Here is a 22,858-nt window from a genome sequence, read left to right on the forward strand (position 1 = left end):
TGATGAGAGAACCACAAATGGTATCCAAATTACACGCTTTTTTGGCACAGCAGCTCGGACATCCCTCTGGTATATGGGGGCGACTCCTACTGCGATTACTCAATCGAGAAAATGCCGGGATGAATCGGTTGGCCTTTGAGCAACTGGCGATACGTCAGGGCGATCGCATCCTAGAAATTGGATTTGGTGGGGGCAGTTTGCTGGCTCGTATCTTAGCAACAGGTCTACCCAAAACAGTGGTTGGACTGGACTATGCGGAAGATGCTCTGACTGTCACCCAGCGAAAATTATGGCGATATGTTCATTCAGGCCAACTGACGCTACAGCAAGGCAATGCCAGCCATCTTCCGTTCCCGGACCAGCAGTTTGATCATATTTGTACGGTCAATACTCTCTACTTTTGGCCGGATGCTCAAACTGTGTTTCAAGAATGCTATCGCGTGTTAACACCGTCAGGAACAGTGGTCGTTTGTTACAACACCAAAGACTTTCTGGAACAACAAGGGTTAACTCAGCAAGGATTTAAGGGATATGAGGTGAAAACGGTGGAAAAGTTTTTGGATGAAATTGGATTTCAGTCAATAGAAACCTTCTCTAGACAGGATTCCAGTAATGGCCAATATCATTGCACCTGTGGAAAACGGTGACATTGAACCTAAGTCCAGACTGTAAATACATAAACAAAATAAGCCCCATATAAAGCCCCCATGATTCCCAGGGCAATGCGACCTTTTAGGGATCGATAGTGGCGAAACAGCACTACACAGCTAATCAAAACAGCCAAGATTTCAAGACGGGTAACCACGCCTCCATAATGGTCAGGATCCCAATAAGAAACTGGACTTTCAAACCGCCAGTTGGAGAACGGAAAAAAGTGACGATGACCATCATCATGATGGAGGGGTAAATCTCCCAATGCGTGTAAGGCCATGCTGGCAAAGAGTAACATGCCAACTTGAGAGCTGGCCCAGAAGGCGAACAAACAACCGAACGCCATGATGGGTAAGGAATTGAAAATATCAATAAAGTTTTGCCAATGGATCTGGTAGTAGGCTTGTCCCCAAATATAGGGTTCAGAACTCCCCCGAATGACCTTTTCCACAAAATAGAAAACGAACATGGGGGCATCTGGTAACACACCACCCACAATAATTGAGGTGACTAAGTTGGTGGATCGATGGCGGCCCAAGCACAGCAGATTGAACACAATATGGGCAGGAGTATTCATTGGCAAAGATTAGCAAGTCTTAAAAGGCTTCAATATGCTGTAAAAAATGCTGAGTGATATCATAACCTACCTTTTTAGCGGGAATCCTAAGTAAAGTGGGAGCTCAGCAGAAATAACGATGAACGGTGTACCGTTCGCCTAGTCATAAATTGTCACCCATACTTCCCCTCCCCAATTGTCTGTTCCCTCTCTTCCTTCTCTGAATAAGTCTCCCCAGAACAAGCGGCGTTTAAGGGGTCGCTTTCTCATTGGCGGAATTACCCTCGTGGTTGGCGTCGCAGCCTACTATAGCTATCGGATTGTTCGAGAATTATTGTTAGATAACCTCAAAAATAATGCCCTGCTCCAAGTCCAGCAGGGGAACCAGGAGTTGAATCAATGGTTAGTGGCGCGTAAAACCGAAGCCGCCACCCTCGCCAATACCCCTAGCCTGCGGACGATGGATTGGGGAACGGTGGGACCTTTTCTCAAACCAGAGAAACAGCGCCTCGAGCATTTTTACTATTTATCGATGATCTCTCCTGATGGGTCTTACTACAGCACCAAAGGAGGAAAAGCTATAGGGAAAAATCTTAAGGACCGTAAGCATGTCCAACTTTCTTTGAAAGGGCAAACCTATGTGTCCGATCCGGTCATTTCTCGGACGGCTGAGGGAACGATTGTGGCAGTGACGACGCCCATTCGACAAACGCCCCAATCCGAGAGTCCTGTTATTGGTGTTTTGGCAGGACTAATTGATATCCACTGCTTGGAGAAGGTGGTTCAAGGATTGGAGTACGGGTCAGGTAGTTATGCGTTTGCTCTGAACTCGGAAGGCATGCCCATTGTCCATCCTGATCAGTCATTGATGAGTACGATTAATGATCAAAACCCCACTAGTTTATTGGAGGCCAAGGATCAAAACTTAGCTGCGATCTCACAGCGGATGGTGGCTCGTTCCCAAGGGATTGAACTCACTCGGATTAATAATCAGGCTGTATATGTCGCCTACTTGCCCTTAGCGGAGGCAGACTGGTCGATTGCCTTAGTGATTCCCCAAGGCAATATCGAGTCTCAGCTACAGCTCCTAGATCTGATTGCGATGGTGTTGGTCGGCTTAATCGTGGCCATGCTGATCTTGTTATGGCGGGTACAGACCTTTGAACGTATTCAACTCCAACGCACGGCTGATTTAGCTGCAGCTGCCAATCAGGCTAAAAGCGAGTTTCTCTCCAATATGAGCCACGAGTTAAGAACGCCCCTCAATGCCATTCTGGGATTTAGCCAGCTTTTGCAGCAAGACCCTCAAATCCCTCCACACCAGCAAAAACAGCTCGACATCATTAACCAAAGTGGCACTCACCTACTGGCGCTGATTAACGACATTTTGGAGATGTCGAAAATTGAGGCGGGATTTAGCACCTTAAAACAGAGTCCGATTGAGTTGCAGGAGTTGCTGGACAGTGTAAAGGCGATGATGGAGCTCAAAGCAACCGCTAAGCAGCTCGGGTTCGAGTTTGTCTATAGCCCTGCCCTGCCTCAATTTATTGAGGTCGATGCTGGGAAGGTGCGCCAAATTCTGATGAATCTCCTCAGTAATGCCATTAAGTTTACGCAAAAGGGCTATGTCTCCTTAACGGTGGATGCGATTTATCCCGCTTCAGACTCATCTGGCCTGATGCAATTGCGTTTTGCTGTTAAAGACACGGGATTAGGGATTGCCCCCGAGGAAATTGAACAGCTCTTTACCCCCTTTGTGCAGACTGCTTCAGGACGAATAACACAAATGGGAACGGGTTTAGGCTTGGCTCTGAGTCGCAAGTTTGCTCAGCTGATGAAGGGCGATATTACCGTGGACAGTGTTGTTGACCAAGGCAGTACGTTTACTTGTTGGATTGAAGTCCAACAAATTGGCAGTGCGGTCCCCTCCCAGGTTTTTCCACAGATCAAAGGGTTAGCCCCAGGTCAAGCTCCTGTACGCATGTTGGTGGCAGAAGATCAGTGGGACAGTCGTGCCGTGCTAGCCCAACTGCTGCAATCTGTCGGCTTTGAAGTGGCTGAAGCTGCCAATGGCGAAGAAGCGGTGCGACTGGTTCAGTCTTGGCACCCCCATCTTGTGTGGATGGATATGAGAATGCCAGTTCTGGATGGCTTGGCTGCAACGCAACAGATTAAAGCCCGATCTCAGCCTCCGATTATTATTGCGCTGACCGCGAATGCGTTTGTTGAAGATCGGCAAGAGGCATTAAGGGTGGGCTGTGACGATTTTGTCGCTAAACCCTACCAAATTGAACAAATTTACGCCAAAATCGCAGAGCATTTAGGAGTCCAATACGAGGTTGTGACGCCTGATCAGCCCAGCCATAGCGAAACTACCTCTCAAGAGATCAGCTTGCACTGTATGCCCGCGACGTGGCGATCGCAATTGCAGGAGACGGCTCAATGTTTAGATCAACTGGGTGTTCATCAACTGTTGGAAGAGATCCCCGAGCAACATCAAGCCCTAAAAGTAAGGCTAGAACAGTTAGTTCAAGACTTTCGTTTCGATCTGATTTGTCAGCTGGTTTAAAGGATTATTGGGGCTTCCATTCGTGGAGATTGCGCTTGAGAAATACGCTAAAAATAGCGCTATTTGTAAGTCGGAAAAACGACGTAAATCTTGCGATTACTGCAATGTCTGATTCTGCGATACAGTTGTCGGGATTATTAACTCAAGAGAGGTGTCACTCCCGTTGGTAATAACTTTTGAATAGAAATTTATCTCTAGGTTGCCAAGCATATTGATCTGTAAAAACGAGGTGGTCGGCCTGCCAAGTTGAGAAATCTTATCATGTTCCTCACCCCCTCGATTTAGGGGGCATAGATTTTACTATAAGCCTTTCTATCGAATGACTTCGACGGCTTGGACTCGTGGAAATAACATTGTAATGTTGAGTCCTCTGGCTGCCCTAACGATTTCAACCCGTCTCGTTTAGATCTACAATGCCTGAAGCCCTATAAGACCGGAACCTTAAATAGTTTTCGGTTAGGGATTAGTGACTATGACAATTCAGATTTAATTACCGATTTCTCAAATCCAATCGATGATAAGAGAACAATTCTCTTGCATTGAATGGAACGCCCCAGTTTATCTGAGGCAGGTTTTTTGTGTCTATATTAATTTCATTTTTCTCAATAAGACAAGGAGAGTTTTATGCCTGTTTCAAAAGATGGAGTATTGGTGCTGGGTGCTGTAGTAGGGGCCGCTTCTCTGATTGCCTATGTGGTATACAGCGTCATGGCGGCACAAGCCAGCTTTTAACCGATTTAAGCGTTATGACTCCCTTCAAGCCAGATCTTGAAGGGAGTTTTTTCTGCCCGCCTTGCAGGGTGAGCACAAAATTCGAATTCAGATTGAAGGGGGGTTATGCAAGTCTGACGGTTAATCAGTGCCGCCCCACGTCCATCGGGGGTTGCCTTGACGGAGACCACTCTTGATAATTTGGGTGGTAAAGCCATTGACGTCTCGCATCCCCGTCATATCTAAGATGACTGTGGCTTTGCCTTTGAACAGCTGTAACCGAATAAATGAAAGGCCGGTATGCTCTTTCCCATCGATTTTGAACATGCCAGCAGTGCCTTCGCAGTTTTGATATTGGGGCTTGAGAGTGCCTATCCAGGTTGCGCTAAAGGGCTGTTTGGGGGCCAGGGTGATTTGGGTTGCGATCACACTCAAACTCACCATGCCATCCGTTGCATACCCTCCCTCTTGGTAGGGTTGCCTCGTTTGGTAGGCAATGACTGACTTCGGACAGCCCTGCTCTGGGCCATTGACGGGATAGACTTTCAGCTCAATGGTTTCCGCTTTGGCATTAGATACTGCCAGGCCAATTGGAAGTGCCAAAAGTAAGGATAAACATCGTTTCATCTTTAAACCTCAGATTTTGTATGCCATAAGGGGCATCTATTCCCATGCTGGTGGGGCCAACAGTAAACGACAAGGGTTTGCCATAGAACTTGACCCTTAACAGAGGACTTTGAAACTCTCTGAATATGGCAGCCTGGGCACAAAATGCTGATGGAAGTTGAGCCTATATTTGTAATGGAACGGGTTTTACCACAGGACTTACCAGTGAATGCCCGTTAATCTATCTAGGCAGATGAGAAAGAGTCTGGCATTAGGAATCGCAGCATAGCCAAAGGAGTACTTCCCTTTCCCAGACCACCAGCTGGCATCTTTATGCTTGAACTGGAAGATGCCACCCCCGAGGCGAATATCTTTCATATCAGCGACTTCGACTCTGTGGGGACCGTCTTTTTCGACAAACTCCATAAAACCAGGCCCAATTCGAACCATGCGTAAGGTCTTGCCGATGGGAAACTCGATATACCCTAGTTGGTTGAGCTGCTCATTGATGACAGGCAAGAGATAGGTGCTCCATCGCCCTTCTGCCGCCTGGGCAAAGTGGTACAAATTATCTGCGGGTGGGGTTCCCTTTTGACTCCGGTAAGCGCCTTTTATCCTAAACTCTGGCCCCGAAAGTCGGGACCACCAATAGTTGAAGGTTGTGCCGGTATAGACGCCGTTGTAGTAATTCCGGGTTTGTTGAGTAAAGAGATTCTGACCCTCCTTAAACAGAAAAATTTGGGTTTTGGGTGGGGCAGAACGATTCCCTTTGAGACTGTAAAGGGCAATTCCATGCTCGCCTACATAAGAACATTGGTAGAAATATTGGGTAACTAAGAAACCTGTGATCGCAGCGATGACTGTACAGATCAGCGCACAAATCAAGACGGGAATCTCTGCCAAAAATGCAATAAAGCAGCCCCCCACTGCTCCTCCAGCAGCCCAAAGCATACAGTTTTTGATGCGCTCTTGCGCTTGGGTGGCCTGTTTCGAACGAGATAAGGAGCTATCTGCAGAAATAATCTCACCTATTTCGGGTGGGGGTGGCGCGAAAAACTCCATATCTGGAATAATTGGACTTCCGACATGGCGAACGACATTTTCAGATGGCGTCCAGCTCGCTTCACCATTCATACCCTTAATACCTCTGAATCACTACTGTCCCCCATAAAATTGCTACTGCAAGAGATGTGTCTGCCTAAACAACAGCATCTTTCAGCTAGGAGCATCAGGCTCAATAATATACTTTCTGTCTGACCGTTGTGCAGCTGAACGTTTAGCGATAAAGGGATTTACCCAGCCTTCTGTCATGGTTTGATTGAATTGATATGTTCCGTTGCTCCTCCCTTCACTCCGAGAAACCTAGAATGACTCGCCCCTAGGAGAGCGGCAAAGCAGTACGCTGAAAAGGCATCTCAGCAATGATTGCTGTTTCCCAATTGACCTATGACAAGACATTCTTCTGGCTCCAAGGCCCTGCATCCCCTGACTCGGCTGCTCAAGTATGGGCGGATGTATCGCTCCCAAATTTGGTCTGCAGCAGCCTGTTCTATCCTCAACAAAATTTTTGATCTGGCTCCACCGGTGTTGATCGGGGCCGCCGTGGATATTGTGGTCAAGCGTCAGGACTCTCTGATCGCGGCGCTAGGAATTACCGATGTCTTTCAGCAATTGGTGGCCTTGTCGGTGATTTCCGCCATTATTTGGGGACTCGAGTCTGTCTTTGAATATGCCTATGCGCGGCTGTGGCGCAATTTAGCGCAGACCATGCAGCATGACCTGCGCTTAGATGCTTATCAGCATTTGCAGAATCTGGAGCTGGCCTATTTCGAAGACCGTAGCACGGGAGAATTGATGTCCATCCTCAACGATGATATTAACCAGCTAGAGCGGTTTCTGGATGGTGGGGCCAACGATATTCTCCAGGTGATCACCACGGTTGTGATTATTAGTAGCGCCTTTTTTATCCTGGCTCCCACGGTGGGGTGGATGGCGATGCTGCCAATCCCCTTCATTATTTGGGGTGCCGTAGCATTTCAAAAAAAGCTGGCTCCCTTCTATTCCACCGTGCGAGAAAAGGTGAGCTTTCTCAATGGTCGCCTGGCCAATAACCTCAGCGGTATGGTGACGATCAAGAGTTTTACAGCAGAAGAATTTGAAGCCCAACAGGTGCGAACCGATAGCGACGCCTATCGCCAGAGTAACCGTCGGGCCATTGCCTTGAGTGCGGCGTTTATTCCGCTGATTCGGATTTTGATTTTGCTGGCGTTTATGGCAATTATGCTGTTTGGCGGCATGGAGGTGATGGCCAATCGCCTTGAAGTGGGAACCTACAGCGTCTTAGTTTTTCTTACCCAGCGTCTGCTTTGGCCCCTGACTCGGTTGGGAGAAACCCTCGATCAATACCAGCGAGCCATGGCTTCCATTCAACGGGTGATGGCGTTACTGGATACACCGATCCAAATCCATCCGGGGCATTTGAATTTACCCGTTCACCAGGTTAAAGGAGAGGTGCAGTTTAAGGATGTGTCCTTTGAGTACTATCCAGGTTTACCCATTATCCATAATGTTTCCCTAACGATTCCGGCTGGTGAAACCATCGCGATTGTTGGGTCTACTGGATCGGGGAAAAGCACTCTGGTGAAGCTGCTGCTGCGCTTTTATGAAGCCCATACGGGGGATATCACCCTAGACGGTGTGGGTATTGAGACCTTACAGCTTAAAGACTTGCGCCAAGCCATTGGTCTGGTGAGCCAGGATGTATTTCTATTCCACGGCACGGTTTATGAAAATATTGCCTACGGTCAACCCCAGATCGATCAGGCCCAGGTGGAAAAAGCAGCTAAGAATGCAGAAGCCCATGAATTTATTTCCCAATTGCCCCAGGGCTATCACACGATTGTGGGGGAACGGGGTCAGAAACTGTCTGGGGGGCAACGGCAACGACTGGCTATTGCCCGCACCCTCCTCAAAGATCCACCGATTTTGATTCTGGATGAAGCCACCTCGGCGGTAGATAACGAAACGGAAGCAGCAATTCAGCGCTCTTTAGATCGCATTACGGTGGATCGAACGACGATAGCCATTGCCCATCGCTTATCCACCATCCGTCATGCCGACCGCATCTATGTTATGGAGCAAGGTCGGATTGTCGAGCAGGGTAGACATGAAGAGCTGCTGGTTCACAACGGCGTCTATGCCCAGCTCTGGCGTGTGCAAACTGGACAGCGGGTGGAAGTGTAATTTAATGGCTTGGGGGCTTGGGCTGCCATTGCCAGTAACAACGCTGCCCTTCTTGTTGAATGATGCCTGCGCCTAATCGGTGATAAAACTGGAGACCTCGCTGATTACGAGCATCTGCAGTCCAGGCAATATGGGTGCAATTTTGACTCGAAGCAATGTTTGCTAACTGTTGCATAAGGGCGGCACCTGCCCCCTGGCTGCGATAGTTGGCATCAATGTACAAGTCATCCAGCCAAATGCTGGGTTGACCCGCAAAGGATGAATACCGAAATCCGTATAGGGCAAAGCCAATCGACTGGTTTTGCTGTTCTGCGAACAGTACATGGGCGAAAGGATGAGGACCAAAAAGAGTGGCTTGAATTTTGGCTTCTGATGTTTGTGGGGTGCCTTGGTACGCTCCAACACTGCGATCGAACTCGGCTTTGTGCTGAATGAACTGATAAATCAGGCTAATGTCTGCTGGTGTTGCAGGGCGAATGTGCATTTCGAAGGGTAGAGAAGACTACTTCAATTGTAGTCATGGCAATACCTGTGCTGAGGTAGCCGTAATTTGAAAATTACAGTGTGATTCTCAGCATATTTATGCCTAATTTTAGGCTAATGAAATGAATTTTTCTGGGCTGATCGATGCATCTTTTCTCTGATGTATTTTTTGGTTTAAATCATGGGGTAAATGGACAAGATAGTAGCTATAACTCCATCTATGTTGAGTCTATTAAATCTCGATAAAAATCCCTCGCTACTGTCGAATCAATCTAAGTTTTATGCTTTAAATTAATATGCTGTGGCCATAAAAAGACTGCAATCGTTGTGTGTATCTACATTGTTAAATTATAAGTGTCTCTCAGAATATTTTAAAAAGATATCTTAGTATTCAAGAGGCGTAAATAAAGTTCCTACTATGGCAGAGTGATATTTATGTCTCTTGGACTAGAATCAGTATTTTTCTTTGTCAATCTATAACGTTAAAGCATTAGGGGGAGAGATAGATGGACTTTAAAGTAGTACCATATTCGGCGATAGCTCCAACTTGTGGATTGCTTCTGGGCACTGGCATTATCGGAATTCAACCTGTCGCTATTGCACAACCTGTTTCTGATGCTGCGTCATACCAATTCACTTATTGAGTGACCTTTATAGTCAAAGCATCCAAGATATAAGAATATCCCGTTAGAGAAGCCACCACCTTCTGGGAGAGGGTATTGATATGCTCAAATAAAGCGGTCTCCAGTGCCCCAATAGAATCAAAGTTTTTGCCTTTGAAAGGCTTTCTTAGGTCCTGCCATAATCGCTCTGCCGGATTGAGTTCTGGACTATGAGACGGCTGTACAATCGGCAACACATTCTCAGGCCATCGAACCCAAGTCGCCATATGGGCTGCGGCTTGATCTATTTGCATCAGATTGAGACTCTGGGGAAACGCCAAGCTGAATTGCTCCAGGAAGCGCTCAAAACAAACACTATCGAGATGAGAAAACCGATAGAAGAAACTGTCTCCTGTGAGAGGTTCGACAGCGCCATAGAGCCAGAAAGCCTCTCGGGGCCACTGTACCGTCACCACAGGTTTGACACCCCGCAACGTTAGAACCCGACCCGTGAGTGTCTTGAGTCCCCAGCGGCTTTCATCCATGCACCAGTAGCGCACTGGGTGTCCTTGGGCAAAATAGCGGGTCATTACCTCAATCACACGAGGAAGTTTTTTAATAGGCTTGTTGTTGAGCTTCCTCTGTCTTGCGTGAGCGAGGTCGAGGAACTTTGAGCTTGGCTTTGAGCCGATAATGCACGGTTTGATGAACCGTTTTGTAGGGTACGTCTAATCCACACTCATCTAAAAGCCATTGTTGAATCGCCCCGTAGCTCTCAAAGCCCCTGGGGTCAGCTAGACGAGCTTTCAGCTTTTCGAGGACCTCTCCACCAATCATGGGGGGCTTCCCAGGAGAGGTAGGAATCTCCAGCATTGCCTGTAATCCCCCTGATTTATAGAGTTTGATCCAGCGATACACCGTGGATTCCCCTCGTCCGGTCAGGGTTGCCAACTCCATGCGAGTGGTGACTTGACCACTTTTGAGCCAGTAGAGGGCTTGCAAGCGTTCTTTGCGACGACCGGAGGATTGTTGACGTAATAAACGTTTGAGTGTGTCTTCACTTTCACAGATATCAATTCGTAAGGGTCTGGGCATGAGGGATAAGTATCAGCAACGCGCTACTCCCATAATACAAGTCACACATATATGGAATTGGTATTAGAAAATTTCTTGGGTCAACCCTCTGGCACGATCGATGGTCTTGGGAATGGTAATGCGACTCAAGGTTCAGCAATTAAGCAAACTTTTTCGGCATCAGCAGGGCAAACCGTCACCTTAGATTGGAATTTTTTAACCAATGAGGCCACGCCCAATACGCCATTTAATGACTTTGCTTTTGTCTCCGTATTGCCCCTGGGAGGGACATCAACTTTAGCCGATACGAACTTGCGCTTTCCACTCCTTGGAAATAATGCTCGTTTTAATGGTGAGACGGGGTACAACACGTTCTCTTATGAAATTCCCACCACTGGAACTTATACATTAGGGTTGGGAGTGGTTGATGTGGGAGACAGAATTGTCAGTTCCGGTTTGTTGGTAGACAACGTCAATGTGGGGACAAATGGTAGTTTCGAAACGGGTGATTTCTTGGGGTGGGAAACTATTGGCAATACGAGTGTAGCTGATTCCACTTTTGGTATTGAACCCACGGATGGGAATTCGCAAGCTTATCTGGAATCCGTGCCTGAACCTTCGACGATTTTGGGCTCGATGATGGTGCTGGGAGTGGGAACTCTACTAAAACGCACTGCTAAACGTCAGTCTGGAAGTGTAAAAGAACGGATTGGATGATAGGGGTGTTTGCGTACTATGTCCGTCGTTTATGTGTCTTGCATGAAAAACAGCGCAAAAAAAGGGTAGACCCGACTCGATCTACCCCTTGCTCCTACTCAGTGAGAAACTTATTTGTTAGCGGCTTAGTTGGTGATAAAAGCTGCACCGTTGGGACCGCGGGTGATGATATTTCCTGTGGGGGTGGCGGCGCTACGGGCGGTGGAATCGGTTTTGGTAATATGGGGCGCACCGTTGGGGCCTCGGTTGACGACGGAGAGGGCGTCATGGGGCTCAGTTGTAGGCTGTTGTTGAGCATCCACGGGGACTTTCTTGACGATAGAGGCTGCGCCATTGGGGCCTCGGGTCACGGTTTGGGTTTCTGCAACAGCGTTTGTGCTAAGGCCGAGGGTGATGAGGGCTGCGGCGGCGATGGTGTTGCGGGCGATTTGAGTAATGTTCATAATGTCTTGCTCCAACTTCAATGTCTTTAATGTACGAGGGCTAACTGAGGCCCAAGTTAGGGAAATCTGTGCAAAATCATCCACTTTGCTGAAACGTTCAGAAGAGTTCCCTGAGAAAACTGAGAGGATTTTTGGAGGTAGCCGGGAGGTGTTTCTAAATCCTTTATCGGAGTAAGCTACGGATACAGAAGTCCATCGATGTCATCACATGCTTTGGGAACAACTAACGGCTAATCCTCTGATTCAGGATAGTGTCGTGATGGTGATCACCTTGATGCTCGCCCTGAGCTGGTTGCGGATCATGGATGCTCTAGCAGCTAATGGGATATTGGAGCAAAAACTGAGCCGCAAGATCATTCATATGGGAACAGGTCCCCTATTTGTATTGTGCTGGCCCTTTTTCAGTCCCCAGCCCACCGCTTGCTACTTTGCCGCCTTGGTTCCCTTGGCGATTACCCTTCAATTTATTGGGATTGGCGTGGGCTGGATTCAAGACCCCGATGCCGTCCAAGCTATGACTCGAACCGGTAACCCTAAAGAGATTCTCAAAGGGCCACTGTTTTATGGTCTGGTATTTGTCGTTTGCACCATTGGATTTTGGCGCACCTCGCCCGTGGGGATGTTGGCTTTAATGATGATGTGTGGGGGAGATGGCTTGGCGGATATTGTGGGCCGACGGTTGGGGGTTCACAAACTGCCCTTTAGCCCTGAGAAAAGCTGGGCCGGTTCTGCCGCCATGTTTGCAGGCAGCTTTTTGTTTGCCTTTAGTTTTTTGAGTTTGTTTAATCGCTTGAATTATTTTCAACCCCCGTTGGTTGGTACGGTCGGCATTGTGGCAGCGATCGCACTGATTGCGACCCTCGTTGAATCATTACCCTTTCGAGATATTGATAATCTCACTTTGACAGGGGTGGCCGTAGTTTTAGGTCTTTGGTGGTTTTAATGGGTTAAGGCCAGACGCTCTGTTGAGGAAGCAGAAGGGGCAAACCGCTGCCAACTAAAGTGGGTCAGACACGGATCGACCTGTCCCGTCATAATCAGGTCTGTAATCAGACGGGCCGTGATAGGTGTTAGCAGAATGCCATTCCGGTAATGTCCCGTTGCCAAAATTAGATTGTCATAAGGACTAGGCCCCAAAATGGGCAATTCATCAGGGGTTGCGGGTCGAAATCCCCACCAACAGACTTCTAGGGGGTAGTCGGCTAAGGGGGGATAGAGGCGAATCGCCTTCGCGAGTAGGGATTGGATGCCGCCTGGCGTATTGTAAGCAGCAAACCCCACATCTTCACTTGTGGCACCGACAACGATGCGCCCCTTTTGGCGAGGGACAATATAGGTGCCTGGCCCAAACAAAACTTTGTTTAAGAGTTGTCTGGGAGGCTGTACCGCAAATAACTGACCCTTGCGAGGGGTGACGGGGATGGGCAGTAGTTCCTGGGACCAAGATCCCGTTGCCAAAAGATAGGTTGGAGCTTGCCGAGTTCCTAGGGTGGTGTGCACCTGTTGGACTTGGTGGTCTTTCGTCTCAAACCCCGTGACATTTACCCCTTCTTCTAGGGTGACCCCGAGCTGGCGAGCGGCTTGTAGTAATACTTGGGCCAATTGCTGGTTATTGACCTGGGCATCTTGGGGAAACCACCAGCCACCGACTATCTCTGGACTCAAGTCGGGTTGATATTGGCGTATCGTGGTGCGATCGCACCATTCTGCATCTCCTGTAAATCGAGGCGGCGAATCTGCAAAGGTTGGGGCCAAAATTCCACAGGGCCAATATCCCGTTTCTAACCCGGTCAGTTCCGTCAGTTGGCTCGTCCAGTCTGGATATAGGTCTCGACTCCGCAGACAAAGATCTAGCATAGGACCGGGTTCTAATCCCTCAGCTTGGGGAGCTAGCATGCCTGCCGCTGCATGGAGAGCCGCTTCTTGGAAATTGCGGCTGAGGACCGTGACTTTAGCCCCTTGGCGCGTTAGTTCGATGGCAGTGGCTAAGCCCATCGCGCCACCGCCAATCACTAAGACATCAGAACTGGAATTCATTTATTGCTGAGGTGGGGGGTGAGAAGATATTCTAGCGGTCTAACTGTGCAGAAACAGACGACTAAACTTCCCCCAAATCCCATTCTAATCTGCGTTTGGCATGACTCAACTTCCAATTGCTGCCTTTATTGCTGCGGCCCGTTCCGGTCGGCTGGTGAGCTTCCCCACGGATACGGTTCCGGCTTTAGCAGCTCGTCCCGACCAAGCTTCGCAAATCTTTGCAGCTAAGCAACGACAGCCGGATAAGCCGCTGATTTTGATGGGGGCTTCTCCAGAGATGCTTTGGCCTTATGTACGTAAGGATGGGAAGGAGCTGAACCAGTGGCAACAGATGGCGGCTGACTATTGGCCGGGGGCGTTGACCTTGGTGTTACCGGCTTGCGATCGCGTTCCTCCAGCCATGAATCCCCTCACGCCCGACAGTATTGGCATTCGGGTGCCCAATTCCCAGGTGGCGCAAATGATTTTGCAGCAAACCGGACCCTTGGCCACCACCAGTATCAATCGCTCTGGGCAACCCGCTTTAACCACTGTTGAAGCCATCAATCAACACTTCCCCGATGTGTTTACTCCTCTAGCTAGCCTGTGGCCCGAACCTCAATCGACAGAACCTCTGCCTTCGACAGTTATCAAATGGGATGGGCAGGGTTGGGAAGTTTTGCGTCAGGGGGTAATCCAGATTTAGGGCAAATGTATTTTGACTGGTTCAGGTCTCATTTGTAACACCCACATACAGCTTCCCCATCTATATACTTGGCCTTGTTGAATTATCGTTAGCTGAATCATGCAAGAGATCTAATAAGAATAGTTGCAGAATAAAATTTAATGATTAACACTAAAAATTAAGTTAAGTAAATTAAGAAATATAGATGTAAAATAACTATTTTTATTCAAAAATCTTTATATTTTCTTCGATTGTTTTGATTATATCTTCATCGAACTCCTTATTTTTATTTAAAATTACTTTATTGTCTGTATTTCGCTTTTGGGTTTTCTTGATATTATCTATTTCTTTTATGATTATCTGCATTAAATATTGATTGTCATCTATATTCTGGTGAGTAATTGTTGTATCAGACAAAAGTGTTTCAACATTAATATTTCTGGAGCCACTCATTTCCCTGACACCTTGAGGCTCCAAGAAATCCGTTGACTCTTGATAGTAATTAATTCCTGAAGTTACATTTGTAGGTAAAGTATTATTATTTGCTTTTACTGAGTCGATCTGAATCAATAAATCGATAATTTGATCCTCAGGTAACAATAACTCTTTCGATAATTTAATTGCCGAACGACCACCAAGACTATATCCAATTATTACTAACTTTCCTATATCACTAAATGACTTTATATACCTATAAGCTTCTTCATTTTCATGATGTTGGAATACTTTACTAGAAATAGATATTTTTAATCCACTATTGAAATTATTTCGTAAGGCTATATTTAGCTTTTCGATACCATTGGAGTTGGATGAGCTACTGCGTAATTCAGCAAATAAACCATCAAATAATACGACTACTGTTCGTTTGCCTATAGAGTTTTCAGAAGACAAGCAGGATTTAATAGGAAATAGAACTATGAAGGATGCAAAAATTATAGAAATTATTTTTTTCATTGTTCATTAGTTTTATAGTTTCTCTGATACATTTTTTGGTATTTGAAGCTTTTAGCTATAGATGAAGTTAGCTATAAATTTAGCTTAATAATATACATTTTAACTTTCTTTTTGTTTTGCTCTAAATTAACCCTCTTATCCCCTTTATAAAGCCTAGTTTCACTCCTTTTCTCTTTTGAATAACAAAAGTGATAAGGCATTTAATTCGGTTCAATCTACTTATGATCATCTCTTTATATTTGATGACAGTAACTTTATGATTTGGACTCTTAAACTAGAATCTATAAAGTATTTTCTAAATATAATGATCACAGGCTTGCATAGCTTCTATGACAATATCCTCACCTTTGGTTGGCTGCTTGAATATGGAATGATAGTACAGTTGATGGCAAGCAGTTGACAGTAAAGATTTCAAATCAGAAATATTCCAGATACGGACGCTTTTGTCATCACTACTGCTGATGATGCGCTGGCCATCAAGACTAAAAGCTACTGACATAACTGAAGACTCATGTCCTTTCAGTGGTTTGCCGATAAGGTCACCAGTTTTGGCATCCCAAAGTCGAATAGTTTTGTCCCAACTGCCGCTGACAATGCGTTGACTGTCAGGACTAAATGCCACTGACATGATAGATAACTCATGTCCTCTTAACGGCTTGCCTATAGGGTCACCGGTTTTAGCATCCCAAAATCGTATGGTTCTATCTCCACTACTGCTGACAATGCGTTGACTGTCAGGACTAAATGCCACTGACATGACAGGCAACTTATGCCCTCTTAATGGCTTGCCTACAGGGTCACCGGTTTTAGCATCCCAAAGTCGTAAGGTTTTGTCACCACTGCCGCTAACGATGTGTTGGCCATCAGGACTAAATGTCACTGTTCTGACCAAAGACTTATGGCCTTTTAACGGCTTGCCTACAGGGTCACCGGTTTTGGCATTCCAAAGTCGGACGGTGTTGTCATTACTGCCGCTAGCGATGTGTTGGCCATCAGGACTAAATGCTACTGACATGACAGCTGATTCATGTCCTTTCAACGGCTTGCCAATGATTTCACCGGTTTTAGCATCCCAGACTCGTATGGTTTTGTCCCAACTGCCACTAGCGATGTGTTGGCCATCAGGACTAAATGCTACTGACCTGACAAAATCTTCATGTCCTTTCAACGGCTTGCCAATGATTTCACCGGTTTTGGCATCCCAGACTCGTATGGTTTTATCCCTACTGCCGCTAGCGATGTGTTGGCCATCAGGACTAAATGCTACTGACCTGACAAAATCTTCATGTCCTTTCAACGGTTTACTGATAGAGCTACCAGTCTCTGTGTCCCAGAGTCGCACGGTTTTGTCATAACTGCCACTGACGATGTGCTGGCCATCAGGACTAAATGCTACTGACATAACAGTATCTTCATGTCCTTTAAATGGTTTGCCGATCGGGTCACCGGTTTTAGCATCCCAAAGTCGCATGGTTTTGTCACTACTGTTGCTGGCGATGAGCTGGCCATCAGGACTAAATGCCACTGATTCGACCACAGACTTGTGTCCTTTCAATGGTTTACCGATTGGGGCACCGGTTTTAGCATCCCAAAGTCGCACGGTTTTGTCATAACTGCCACTGACAATGTGCTGACCATCAGGACTAAATGCTACTGACATGACATAGGACTTATGTCCTTTCAATGGTTTGCCGATCAGGTCACCAGTCTTAGCATTCCAAATTTGTACAGTATTGTCACCACTGCCACTGACAATGTGCTGACCATCAGGACTAAATGCTACTGACATGACAGAAGATTTATGGATAAACTGATTGCGCTCCCTGTTAGCAAGAACCGCAGTCAGTAAGCTATCGTCTACAAAATCGAACTGTGGACGGTCGGGAAATTGAACAAACGCTGACTGGCTTAATCTCTTTGCAGCAATGGCATTAATTATTGCTTGCACAGGTTGGCTCTCAGCTAAAGCTTTAGAGTTTGTCGCCAATTGCTTTACTCGTTGCCGCTGGGCGCTTTGCGTCTGAAACAACGCAAAAATGGCAGTACCTGCCATCAATACCGAACCAATAGATGCACCAATAGCGATACTTCTGGCTCGCTTTAATTCTCGCTTTTGAAAGCGGAGACTAGCATTTATATATTTGTTCTCATCTGCGCTGAGGGTAAGAGATTGTAATTCAAAACGATTGGAACTACGGAGCTCAATGACCTTCTCTAGGAAAGAACCCTTTAGTAATTCTTCATTCGATTGACATGTTTCATTCCAACGCCCTAAATCCTCAACTAAACGAGATTTTATCAACAGAGTTTCCTTAGTTTCATCAATCCAACCTTCCAGCATTTTCCACGAACTCAACAGAATCTCATGGGCAATCTCAATTGTTGCTTGTTGTGCAGAAGAGTTTTTGGTCTCTTGCTTTGGTAAGCCTGATAGGTTCAAGCACTCGCTATTGCTGACCAACAAATTCTCATTGATGAGCCGATCAATCGTTGCTTGTACAGTAGCTCCATAGAATTTGGATCTAGCCATACTTTGGCTAACAGGCTTGCTTACACCATCTGTTTCAATAAGTTTAACTAGACTTAAGAAAATCTGCTTAACTGCTTGTTGTCCATCCGTACCAAGTTCTTCATAGATCTTGTTGACATGTTTTTCCAAGGTACCTCTCACCTTGCCAAGAGCTCGGTAATTCTGAGTATTTAGAATTCGATCATTCAGTTCATCATGTTCGAATTCGTACTTCCACAGTTGATCCAAGGTATATTGCATCAAAGGCAAAGCTCCCGCTTGTCCTTGAACATCGTGAATGATTTCTCTAACCAGCTTCGGTTCAAATCGCACTCCATGCTTCGCGGCTGGACCCTTAATTGCCAGCTCTAGTTCATCTTCTGGCATATCAGTGACGAGGTAAATTTCCTGTTGCACAGCCTTGCCAAATTGAGCATATGGGCTGAACTGTTCTAGAAAATCAGCCCGCATTGCCAACATAATCTTGAGCGAGCAATCCTTAGAGTCAGCAATTTTAGTAATACTATTTATAAAATTCTTTCGCTGTTGCAAGTTTGTACAACGAGTAAATAGTTCCTCAAATTGATCAATGAAGACTAACCACTCAGTATTTTGTTCTTTAAGGCGGTAGGCTATTTGTGAGAAAACATTGGATTTTTCCTTTAAAATAAATTCAGTTTGTGACTCATCGAAGCGATAATCTTTATCCAATCCAGTCTTATCTCTACCAATTAAACTTGTATAAAGTGACTGAAAAGGATTCTTCCCAGGTGTCAGAACAAAACCATGATGATTGGAACTAGTACTTAAGAACTCAGGAATAATCTTTGCTCGTACTACCGATGATTTACCACTACCAGAAGCTCCAAGAACCAAAACCAAATTCTTGGTCTTAAGTGCTACTTGCAATGCCTGTGCAAGCTGATAGCGACCAAAAAAGTACTCAACATCGTCAACATCAAAACGTTTTAGCGCTTTATAGGGTGACCTTGCTTGGAATGAATTTAGTTTAATCGTCTCCGGTGTAATTAAGAGCTGTTGCTCAATATAGGTAGACCCAATAACATTTTGGCCAATATTTCCCTTAGCACCCTGGCCAATATCAATCTTTCTAGGAGAGCTGTCATTAACCATGTTTACCTCTCGAACATTCCTGAAGAGGAGTGACTCCAAATTATTCTCAATTAATTATCTGTAGAATGAACAAAAAATATGCAAAGAAATTCATTCCTTCGAATAAAGAACAGAATAGTGGAGTAATCTTATAAATATTTCTGTAAAAGTGCTTCCCCTCTTGACTATTCACTAACTCAATCTATTAGGAGTTTAAAATTATGGATCCTATGATGCTTATTTTGACAGCTCTGGTTACTGGGGCTGCTAAAGTCGCAGGTGATGCTGCACCTGATGCTTACAAGGGATTAAAAGCACTTATTCAAAAGAAGGTTGTGGGGAAACCAGAAGCAGAAATGGCATTAGCGAAATATGAAGAAAAACCGGATGTCTGGGAAGAACCTCTAAAGGATGCACTAGCTGAGTCGGGTATTGATAAAGACGAAGAAATTCTCAAGGCTGCACAGGAGTTGTTAGAACAGCTGCAGCCTGGAAAAACAGTGTCTGGGACTATCAATATTGGCCAGGGTGCTAAGGGAAATATTGGCCAAAACGTCATAGGATCAAAGATTGGAATAATCAAGTAGTGTCATAACTTATTGCGAGATGTCGGAAGTTTGGGGGAAACTCGACATAATTTACACCACTGAATATGAATCCACAGATCTAGGGCTATTTCCAGTTCACCAGAGGTAACTCAAAAACATTAGCAATTCATGAGATAGCAATCATGTTATGGAAAGTCTGGGTACACAAGAATCTTGGTTTCAGATTTTCTTGCAAAAACTTGAAATAGCCTTGCCCACGAAACACTGCATTAGATTGAGCAGGTAAAGATTGACCTTATAAATTTCCCACTCATCCCCCTCTGCATCGGTGACCCAGGCTTTGTCTTACAGGGCATAGTAGCAAGTAGTTTGATTGTCTGAACAGACTGGTAGGCTTAGCTTTGCTAAGCCTACCTCTTTCTTTTGCAACCTGCTCCTATGACTCCACTTCAATGCCCACGTGGTTTAACTTGCTGGTGGCTGTGGAGTTTTCGAATAACACCAGTTTGAGTGGCGGGTTTGCGATCGCAAAGTTGGTATACCCAGGTCGACGCTTGGCCGGTTCAGTGGCAAATAGTTTGCTGTAAAAACGAGTAGCCGCTTCCAGGTCTTTGACATTAAGGGCGAGTTGGATGCGAGACATTGTTTGATCTCCAGCGCTAACTTTTTGATGGCTTCACTCCTATAGACGAGACCCTTCCGTCAAAGACGCATCCGTTCCCTGGATAGACCGCTTCATCACTTTTTCTTGCGTTTTTTGTTCTTGGGTTTCACAGCCCCAAACCCCGTCGTTTTCTTTCCTGACTTTTTCCGGTTCTGGGATAAAGCACCTTTGCTAAAGTCGGGTAATTTGCTCTGTTCCCGTGCCAACTCAGTGGTCATATTTGCCAATCGACGGATTTGCTCCATCCACTCTGGTTCCTGATGCTGAAGTTCTTCTGGAGAAAAGTCTGCTTCTGTTGCCAGTCCTAGCGCAATCTGCACTCTTGCCCAGCTGCCACAGAACATTTCGTCCATTGGGCCTTCCTTGTAAGCCCGTTCAATTACACTGACGGCTCCAGTCGCTTTTAAGTTGATTAACTCGACAACTAAACTTGCATTCGTCTCCGCTGCTTGTTCCTTATGACGAGCTAGCGCTGTCGTTAATTCATCAATGCATTCTTGGCGATAATCAGGGTTTAGTTGAGCAATTTTGGTGAGTCCTGAAGCGGCCGTAGAGATCCCTAGCCAAGGACGTTCCCCCTCAGCTAGATAACCCGAGAGTATGGGAATACAGGTTGGGCCTATTTTTCCCAAGATCGTGGGCAACTCTTCTCTTAAAAAGTCATACTCACTATCAAAGAAAGCCAACAGTGCTTGAATCGCTTTCTCTGTTTTGAGTTGACCTAATGCACGACAAGCATGCATGGGGGAATAGCCCTCTCCCTCATCATCCCAGTTCAAGTCTTCTTCAGCAGCGAGCCGGCTGAGTTCAGGGATATGAGCTTCTGTAAATCCAAAGTTTTGGAGATAATCAATAGCCTCGGGGCTATTTAAATCTTCTGGATATCCTAGAGTGAGGAGTTGGGCTACAGGATCTTGGTACGCAGGGATAGGCATAGCTTCAATGACAGAAATCGCGTCAATAGTAGCGTAGACTCAGTCGGCTTTGAATGCCAGTGCGGATTGTGCATCAACAAAGTGTGGGATAGGAAGCTAAGTCTTGCCATCTCCAAGGACGCTCCGTCAATCCAGCTCGTTGGGCAGCCGTGTTCTTGAATCGAGAGTGGCACCAAATCCAGTTGAAATAGCTCAGCACCAATCTTAAAGTCATCGCACTCTGTTGCCAGACTTTGCCAAACTTATTCTGTCGTCGATGCCAACGCCCGGTCTGCTGACGCACGATGCCATTGGTCCGCTCTAAGCGTTGGGTCAGGGCTTTACTCACTTCATGGACGACCTCATCGGGTAATTGTCGTGCGTACCCTTCCCAACCATCCGTTTGCCAATGATGACAGGCGGTTTTGCCCTCAGTATTTTCAATCAATTCTTGAGCTAGCTCGTCGGTATGTTTGCCAATACGGCCACTGAGCACGAGACCACTCTCTTTCGCAAGACTCAATGCTATCCAGCAGTCGCCTACCCTCAACTCCTTCGGCTCACAGTGCTTTTGCTTTTTTTGACAAAGGACCACAACTCATCTGCATTAATGACGTCGGTCGCAACGGCCTGAACTTCCCCATTGTGAATCATTTGGGATTTATGACTCGCTGAACGAACCACACTCACACAAGTGTTATACGCTACACCCGTGATGCGAGAGAGTCCTCGTAGACTACTCCCTTCAACATGAGCTTGAAGGATGGTCTGGATCGTTTCAGGAGAGATCTGACGGCGATAACACAGGGTGTCAAAGGTCTCACTAAAGGTCTGTTGACAGTGGGGGCAACGGTAACGTTGACTGCCTTTGCTGGTCTTGCCATGTTTGTGGGTTTTAGGATGACCACATAGAGGACATTGCATGAGGAAATAAAACAACTCGACTCCCTATCGGTTTAACAAACCCACACTTCTTTGATGCACGACCCCAGTGCGACCTCATAAACATACCCTGATCTAGCCACGATCAAGGGGTGTTCCCCTGACACTGCTCGTTCCGAAAATTGTTATCCACTGTGTCATGCTTTTCCTTTTCTAAGCTGCTTTGGTTGCCACAATAAATGCGACCTTTCCCGAGCCCAGCTGCCAGGTGAACTCACTGGGTTGCCAGGGTTGCTCAACCTCAAAGCCTGCATCCGTCAAACTTTGCTCCAACTCTTGTACCGAAAAGACCCTGACCAGTGGAAATAGCCGCAGAAATTTGCCAATGGGGGCAACCACCTTTAGCCAATCCATCGTTCCTCCCAGGCACACCGTACTCGTAATAAACCGTCCACCCGGTTTGAGTATGTTGTAGACCTTGGCAATTTCGGTTTCCTTGTCTTTCAGTAAATGCAAAACGTTTAGACCCAGCACCACATCAATGCTTTGATTAGGGAGGCTCAACTCGTCAATGCTGGCTTGCTCAAAGGTGACGTTTTGGATGTTCTGGGCCTCGGCTTTGGACCGGGCGATTTTTATCATGTTGGCTGAAAAATCAATCGCCCGAATATGCTTCACATGGGGCGCATGAATCAAAGCAGTAGAGCCGGTGCCACAGCCAAATTCCAGGACCTCCATATCTGGCTGTAGGTACTTTTGCGTCACTTCTAGCTTTTTTTCGTAAGTGGCCTGATCGGCAATGGGCTGCTTGGCATAGCTATCAGCAACTTTGTCCCAAAACTGCATCGACTGAGTCATAAGCATCTCCTTGGTCATGCGATGAGAACGCGATTCGGTGGCTACGAGTCGTCATGGGGA

Annotated in this window: 20 protein-coding genes; 7 read left to right on the forward strand and 13 right to left on the reverse strand. The window is 46.3% G+C overall.

Translation table 11 applies throughout. The features are described 5' to 3' along the window. The first annotated feature begins 17 nt into the window (after window positions 1–17). Entirely contained in the window at window positions 18–647 is a 630-nt protein-coding gene (locus AM1_RS19360; RefSeq protein ID WP_012164589.1) for a class I SAM-dependent methyltransferase, read from the forward strand. 8 nt (window positions 648–655) lie between these two features. Here AM1_RS19360 and AM1_RS19365 read toward each other — a convergent pair whose 3' ends face one another. Beyond that, entirely contained in the window at window positions 656–1,228 is a 573-nt protein-coding gene (locus AM1_RS19365) for a hypothetical protein (RefSeq protein ID WP_012164590.1), read from the reverse strand. A 175-nt stretch (window positions 1,229–1,403) separates the two neighbouring features. On the opposite strand from AM1_RS19365, the gene AM1_RS19370 reads away from it, so the two are divergent. After that, window positions 1,404–3,776, forward strand: coding sequence for a hybrid sensor histidine kinase/response regulator (locus AM1_RS19370; protein WP_012164591.1), 2,373 nt, complete (start codon window positions 1,404–1,406; stop codon window positions 3,774–3,776). Window positions 3,777–4,628: 852 nt separating this feature from the next. On the opposite strand, the gene AM1_RS19375 is transcribed toward AM1_RS19370, so the two are convergent. Both AM1_RS19375 and AM1_RS19380 read right to left on the reverse strand, forming a co-directional pair. Continuing rightward, complete coding sequence (locus AM1_RS19375; protein WP_012164592.1) at window positions 4,629–5,114, reverse strand: hypothetical protein; 486 nt, start codon at window positions 5,112–5,114, stop codon at window positions 4,629–4,631. Window positions 5,115–5,312: 198 nt separating this feature from the next. Then, window positions 5,313–6,227 (reverse strand): hypothetical protein, encoded by a 915-nt coding sequence (locus AM1_RS19380; protein ID WP_012164593.1) that lies wholly within the window; start codon window positions 6,225–6,227, stop codon window positions 5,313–5,315. Between the two features lie 312 nt (window positions 6,228–6,539). On the opposite strand from AM1_RS19380, the gene AM1_RS19385 reads away from it, so the two are divergent. Then, a complete protein-coding gene (locus tag AM1_RS19385; protein ID WP_012164594.1) occupies window positions 6,540–8,336 on the forward strand; it encodes an ABC transporter ATP-binding protein in 1,797 nt (598 codons plus the stop codon). 1 nt (window position 8,337) lies between these two features. Here the strand turns inward: AM1_RS19385 and AM1_RS19390 are convergent, their stop codons facing one another. Together AM1_RS19390 and AM1_RS39885 are read right to left on the reverse strand one after the other, a co-directional pair. Continuing rightward, the gene (locus tag AM1_RS19390; protein WP_012164595.1) at window positions 8,338–8,820 is read right to left on the reverse strand and encodes a GNAT family N-acetyltransferase; all 483 of its coding nucleotides are present in this window, start codon (window positions 8,818–8,820) and stop codon (window positions 8,338–8,340) included. A gap of 636 nt (window positions 8,821–9,456) precedes the next feature. Next, window positions 9,457–10,516, reverse strand: a protein-coding gene (locus AM1_RS39885; protein ID WP_076611764.1) for an IS630-like element ISAcma28 family transposase whose coding sequence is annotated in 2 segments (ribosomal slippage) — window positions 9,457–10,038 and window positions 10,040–10,516 — 1,059 coding nt in all. Because the reading frame shifts where the segments join, the coding sequence is not laid out codon by codon here. Between the two features lie 51 nt (window positions 10,517–10,567). On the opposite strand from AM1_RS39885, the gene AM1_RS37670 reads away from it, so the two are divergent. Beyond that, window positions 10,568–11,212: a PEP-CTERM sorting domain-containing protein gene (locus AM1_RS37670; RefSeq protein ID WP_012164596.1), complete on the forward strand. Its 645-nt coding sequence runs from the start codon at window positions 10,568–10,570 to the stop codon at window positions 11,210–11,212. A gap of 125 nt (window positions 11,213–11,337) precedes the next feature. Here the strand turns inward: AM1_RS37670 and AM1_RS19410 are convergent, their stop codons facing one another. Then, window positions 11,338–11,655, reverse strand: coding sequence for a hypothetical protein (locus AM1_RS19410; RefSeq protein ID WP_012164597.1), 318 nt, complete (start codon window positions 11,653–11,655; stop codon window positions 11,338–11,340). A 208-nt stretch (window positions 11,656–11,863) separates the two neighbouring features. Between AM1_RS19410 and AM1_RS19415 the strand changes: the two genes are divergently transcribed. Next, window positions 11,864–12,598: a diacylglycerol/polyprenol kinase family protein gene (locus AM1_RS19415; RefSeq protein WP_012164598.1), complete on the forward strand. Its 735-nt coding sequence runs from the start codon at window positions 11,864–11,866 to the stop codon at window positions 12,596–12,598. On the opposite strand, the gene thiO is transcribed toward AM1_RS19415, so the two are convergent. Then, complete coding sequence (thiO, locus tag AM1_RS19420; RefSeq protein WP_012164599.1) at window positions 12,595–13,692, reverse strand: glycine oxidase ThiO; 1,098 nt, start codon at window positions 13,690–13,692, stop codon at window positions 12,595–12,597. The genes AM1_RS19415 and thiO overlap by 4 nt on opposite strands. A 100-nt stretch (window positions 13,693–13,792) precedes the next feature. Here thiO and AM1_RS19425 point away from each other — a divergent pair, with 100 nt between their 5' ends. Then, the gene (locus AM1_RS19425) at window positions 13,793–14,377 is read left to right on the forward strand and encodes an L-threonylcarbamoyladenylate synthase (RefSeq protein ID WP_012164600.1); all 585 of its coding nucleotides are present in this window, start codon (window positions 13,793–13,795) and stop codon (window positions 14,375–14,377) included. 201 nt (window positions 14,378–14,578) lie between these two features. On the opposite strand, the gene AM1_RS19430 is transcribed toward AM1_RS19425, so the two are convergent. Then, window positions 14,579–15,310 (reverse strand): hypothetical protein, encoded by a 732-nt coding sequence (locus tag AM1_RS19430; protein WP_012164601.1) that lies wholly within the window; start codon window positions 15,308–15,310, stop codon window positions 14,579–14,581. A 295-nt stretch (window positions 15,311–15,605) separates the two neighbouring features. Then, window positions 15,606–18,953, reverse strand: a complete 3,348-nt coding sequence (locus AM1_RS19435) for an nSTAND1 domain-containing NTPase (protein ID WP_049783760.1) — start codon at window positions 18,951–18,953, stop codon at window positions 15,606–15,608. A 200-nt stretch (window positions 18,954–19,153) separates the two neighbouring features. Here AM1_RS19435 and AM1_RS19440 point away from each other — a divergent pair, with 200 nt between their 5' ends. Beyond that, window positions 19,154–19,519 carry a hypothetical protein gene (locus AM1_RS19440; RefSeq protein WP_012164603.1) on the forward strand — a complete coding sequence of 122 codons (366 nt, stop codon included), beginning with the start codon at window positions 19,154–19,156 and terminating at the stop codon, window positions 19,517–19,519. 397 nt (window positions 19,520–19,916) lie between these two features. Here AM1_RS19440 and AM1_RS19445 read toward each other — a convergent pair whose 3' ends face one another. From AM1_RS19445 to AM1_RS19465, 4 genes are all read right to left on the reverse strand, one after another. Further along, window positions 19,917–20,123 (reverse strand): VOC family protein, encoded by a 207-nt coding sequence (locus AM1_RS19445; protein WP_012164604.1) that lies wholly within the window; start codon window positions 20,121–20,123, stop codon window positions 19,917–19,919. Between the two features lie 95 nt (window positions 20,124–20,218). After that, window positions 20,219–21,079 carry a HEAT repeat domain-containing protein gene (locus AM1_RS19450; RefSeq protein ID WP_012164605.1) on the reverse strand — a complete coding sequence of 287 codons (861 nt, stop codon included), beginning with the start codon at window positions 21,077–21,079 and terminating at the stop codon, window positions 20,219–20,221. 73 nt (window positions 21,080–21,152) lie between these two features. Next, window positions 21,153–21,997 (reverse strand): IS1-like element ISAcma3 family transposase gene (locus AM1_RS39890; protein WP_076611323.1). Its coding sequence is split into 2 segments (ribosomal slippage): window positions 21,153–21,638 and window positions 21,641–21,997, totalling 843 coding nucleotides; the frame shifts between segments, so codons are not numbered across the junction. Between the two features lie 156 nt (window positions 21,998–22,153). After that, window positions 22,154–22,798 (reverse strand): class I SAM-dependent methyltransferase, encoded by a 645-nt coding sequence (locus tag AM1_RS19465; protein WP_012164606.1) that lies wholly within the window; start codon window positions 22,796–22,798, stop codon window positions 22,154–22,156. Between the last annotated feature and the right edge of the window lie 60 nt (window positions 22,799–22,858).

This window comes from Acaryochloris marina MBIC11017, assembly GCF_000018105.1.
GTDB classification, from domain to species: domain Bacteria; phylum Cyanobacteriota; class Cyanobacteriia; order Thermosynechococcales; family Thermosynechococcaceae; genus Acaryochloris; species Acaryochloris marina.

Coding starts and splice junctions, on each gene's coding strand:
- AM1_RS19360 (WP_012164589.1), top strand. CDS start 18: ATGGTATCCAAATTACACGCTTTTTTGGCACAGCAGCTCGGACATCCC.
- AM1_RS19365 (WP_012164590.1), bottom strand. CDS start 1,228: ATGAATACTCCTGCCCATATTGTGTTCAATCTGCTGTGCTTGGGCCGC.
- AM1_RS19375 (WP_012164592.1), bottom strand. CDS start 5,114: ATGAAACGATGTTTATCCTTACTTTTGGCACTTCCAATTGGCCTGGCA.
- AM1_RS19380 (WP_012164593.1), bottom strand. CDS start 6,227: ATGAATGGTGAAGCGAGCTGGACGCCATCTGAAAATGTCGTTCGCCAT.
- AM1_RS19385 (WP_012164594.1), top strand. CDS start 6,540: ATGACAAGACATTCTTCTGGCTCCAAGGCCCTGCATCCCCTGACTCGG.
- AM1_RS19390 (WP_012164595.1), bottom strand. CDS start 8,820: ATGCACATTCGCCCTGCAACACCAGCAGACATTAGCCTGATTTATCAG.
- AM1_RS37670 (WP_012164596.1), top strand. CDS start 10,568: ATGGAATTGGTATTAGAAAATTTCTTGGGTCAACCCTCTGGCACGATC.
- AM1_RS19410 (WP_012164597.1), bottom strand. CDS start 11,655: ATGAACATTACTCAAATCGCCCGCAACACCATCGCCGCCGCAGCCCTC.
- AM1_RS19415 (WP_012164598.1), top strand. CDS start 11,864: ATGCTTTGGGAACAACTAACGGCTAATCCTCTGATTCAGGATAGTGTC.
- thiO (WP_012164599.1), bottom strand. CDS start 13,692: ATGAATTCCAGTTCTGATGTCTTAGTGATTGGCGGTGGCGCGATGGGC.
- AM1_RS19425 (WP_012164600.1), top strand. CDS start 13,793: ATGACTCAACTTCCAATTGCTGCCTTTATTGCTGCGGCCCGTTCCGGT.
- AM1_RS19430 (WP_012164601.1), bottom strand. CDS start 15,310: ATGAAAAAAATAATTTCTATAATTTTTGCATCCTTCATAGTTCTATTT.
- AM1_RS19435 (WP_049783760.1), bottom strand. CDS start 18,953: ATGGTTAATGACAGCTCTCCTAGAAAGATTGATATTGGCCAGGGTGCT.
- AM1_RS19440 (WP_012164603.1), top strand. CDS start 19,154: ATGGATCCTATGATGCTTATTTTGACAGCTCTGGTTACTGGGGCTGCT.
- AM1_RS19445 (WP_012164604.1), bottom strand. CDS start 20,123: ATGTCTCGCATCCAACTCGCCCTTAATGTCAAAGACCTGGAAGCGGCT.
- AM1_RS19450 (WP_012164605.1), bottom strand. CDS start 21,079: ATGCCTATCCCTGCGTACCAAGATCCTGTAGCCCAACTCCTCACTCTA.
- AM1_RS19465 (WP_012164606.1), bottom strand. CDS start 22,798: ATGACTCAGTCGATGCAGTTTTGGGACAAAGTTGCTGATAGCTATGCC.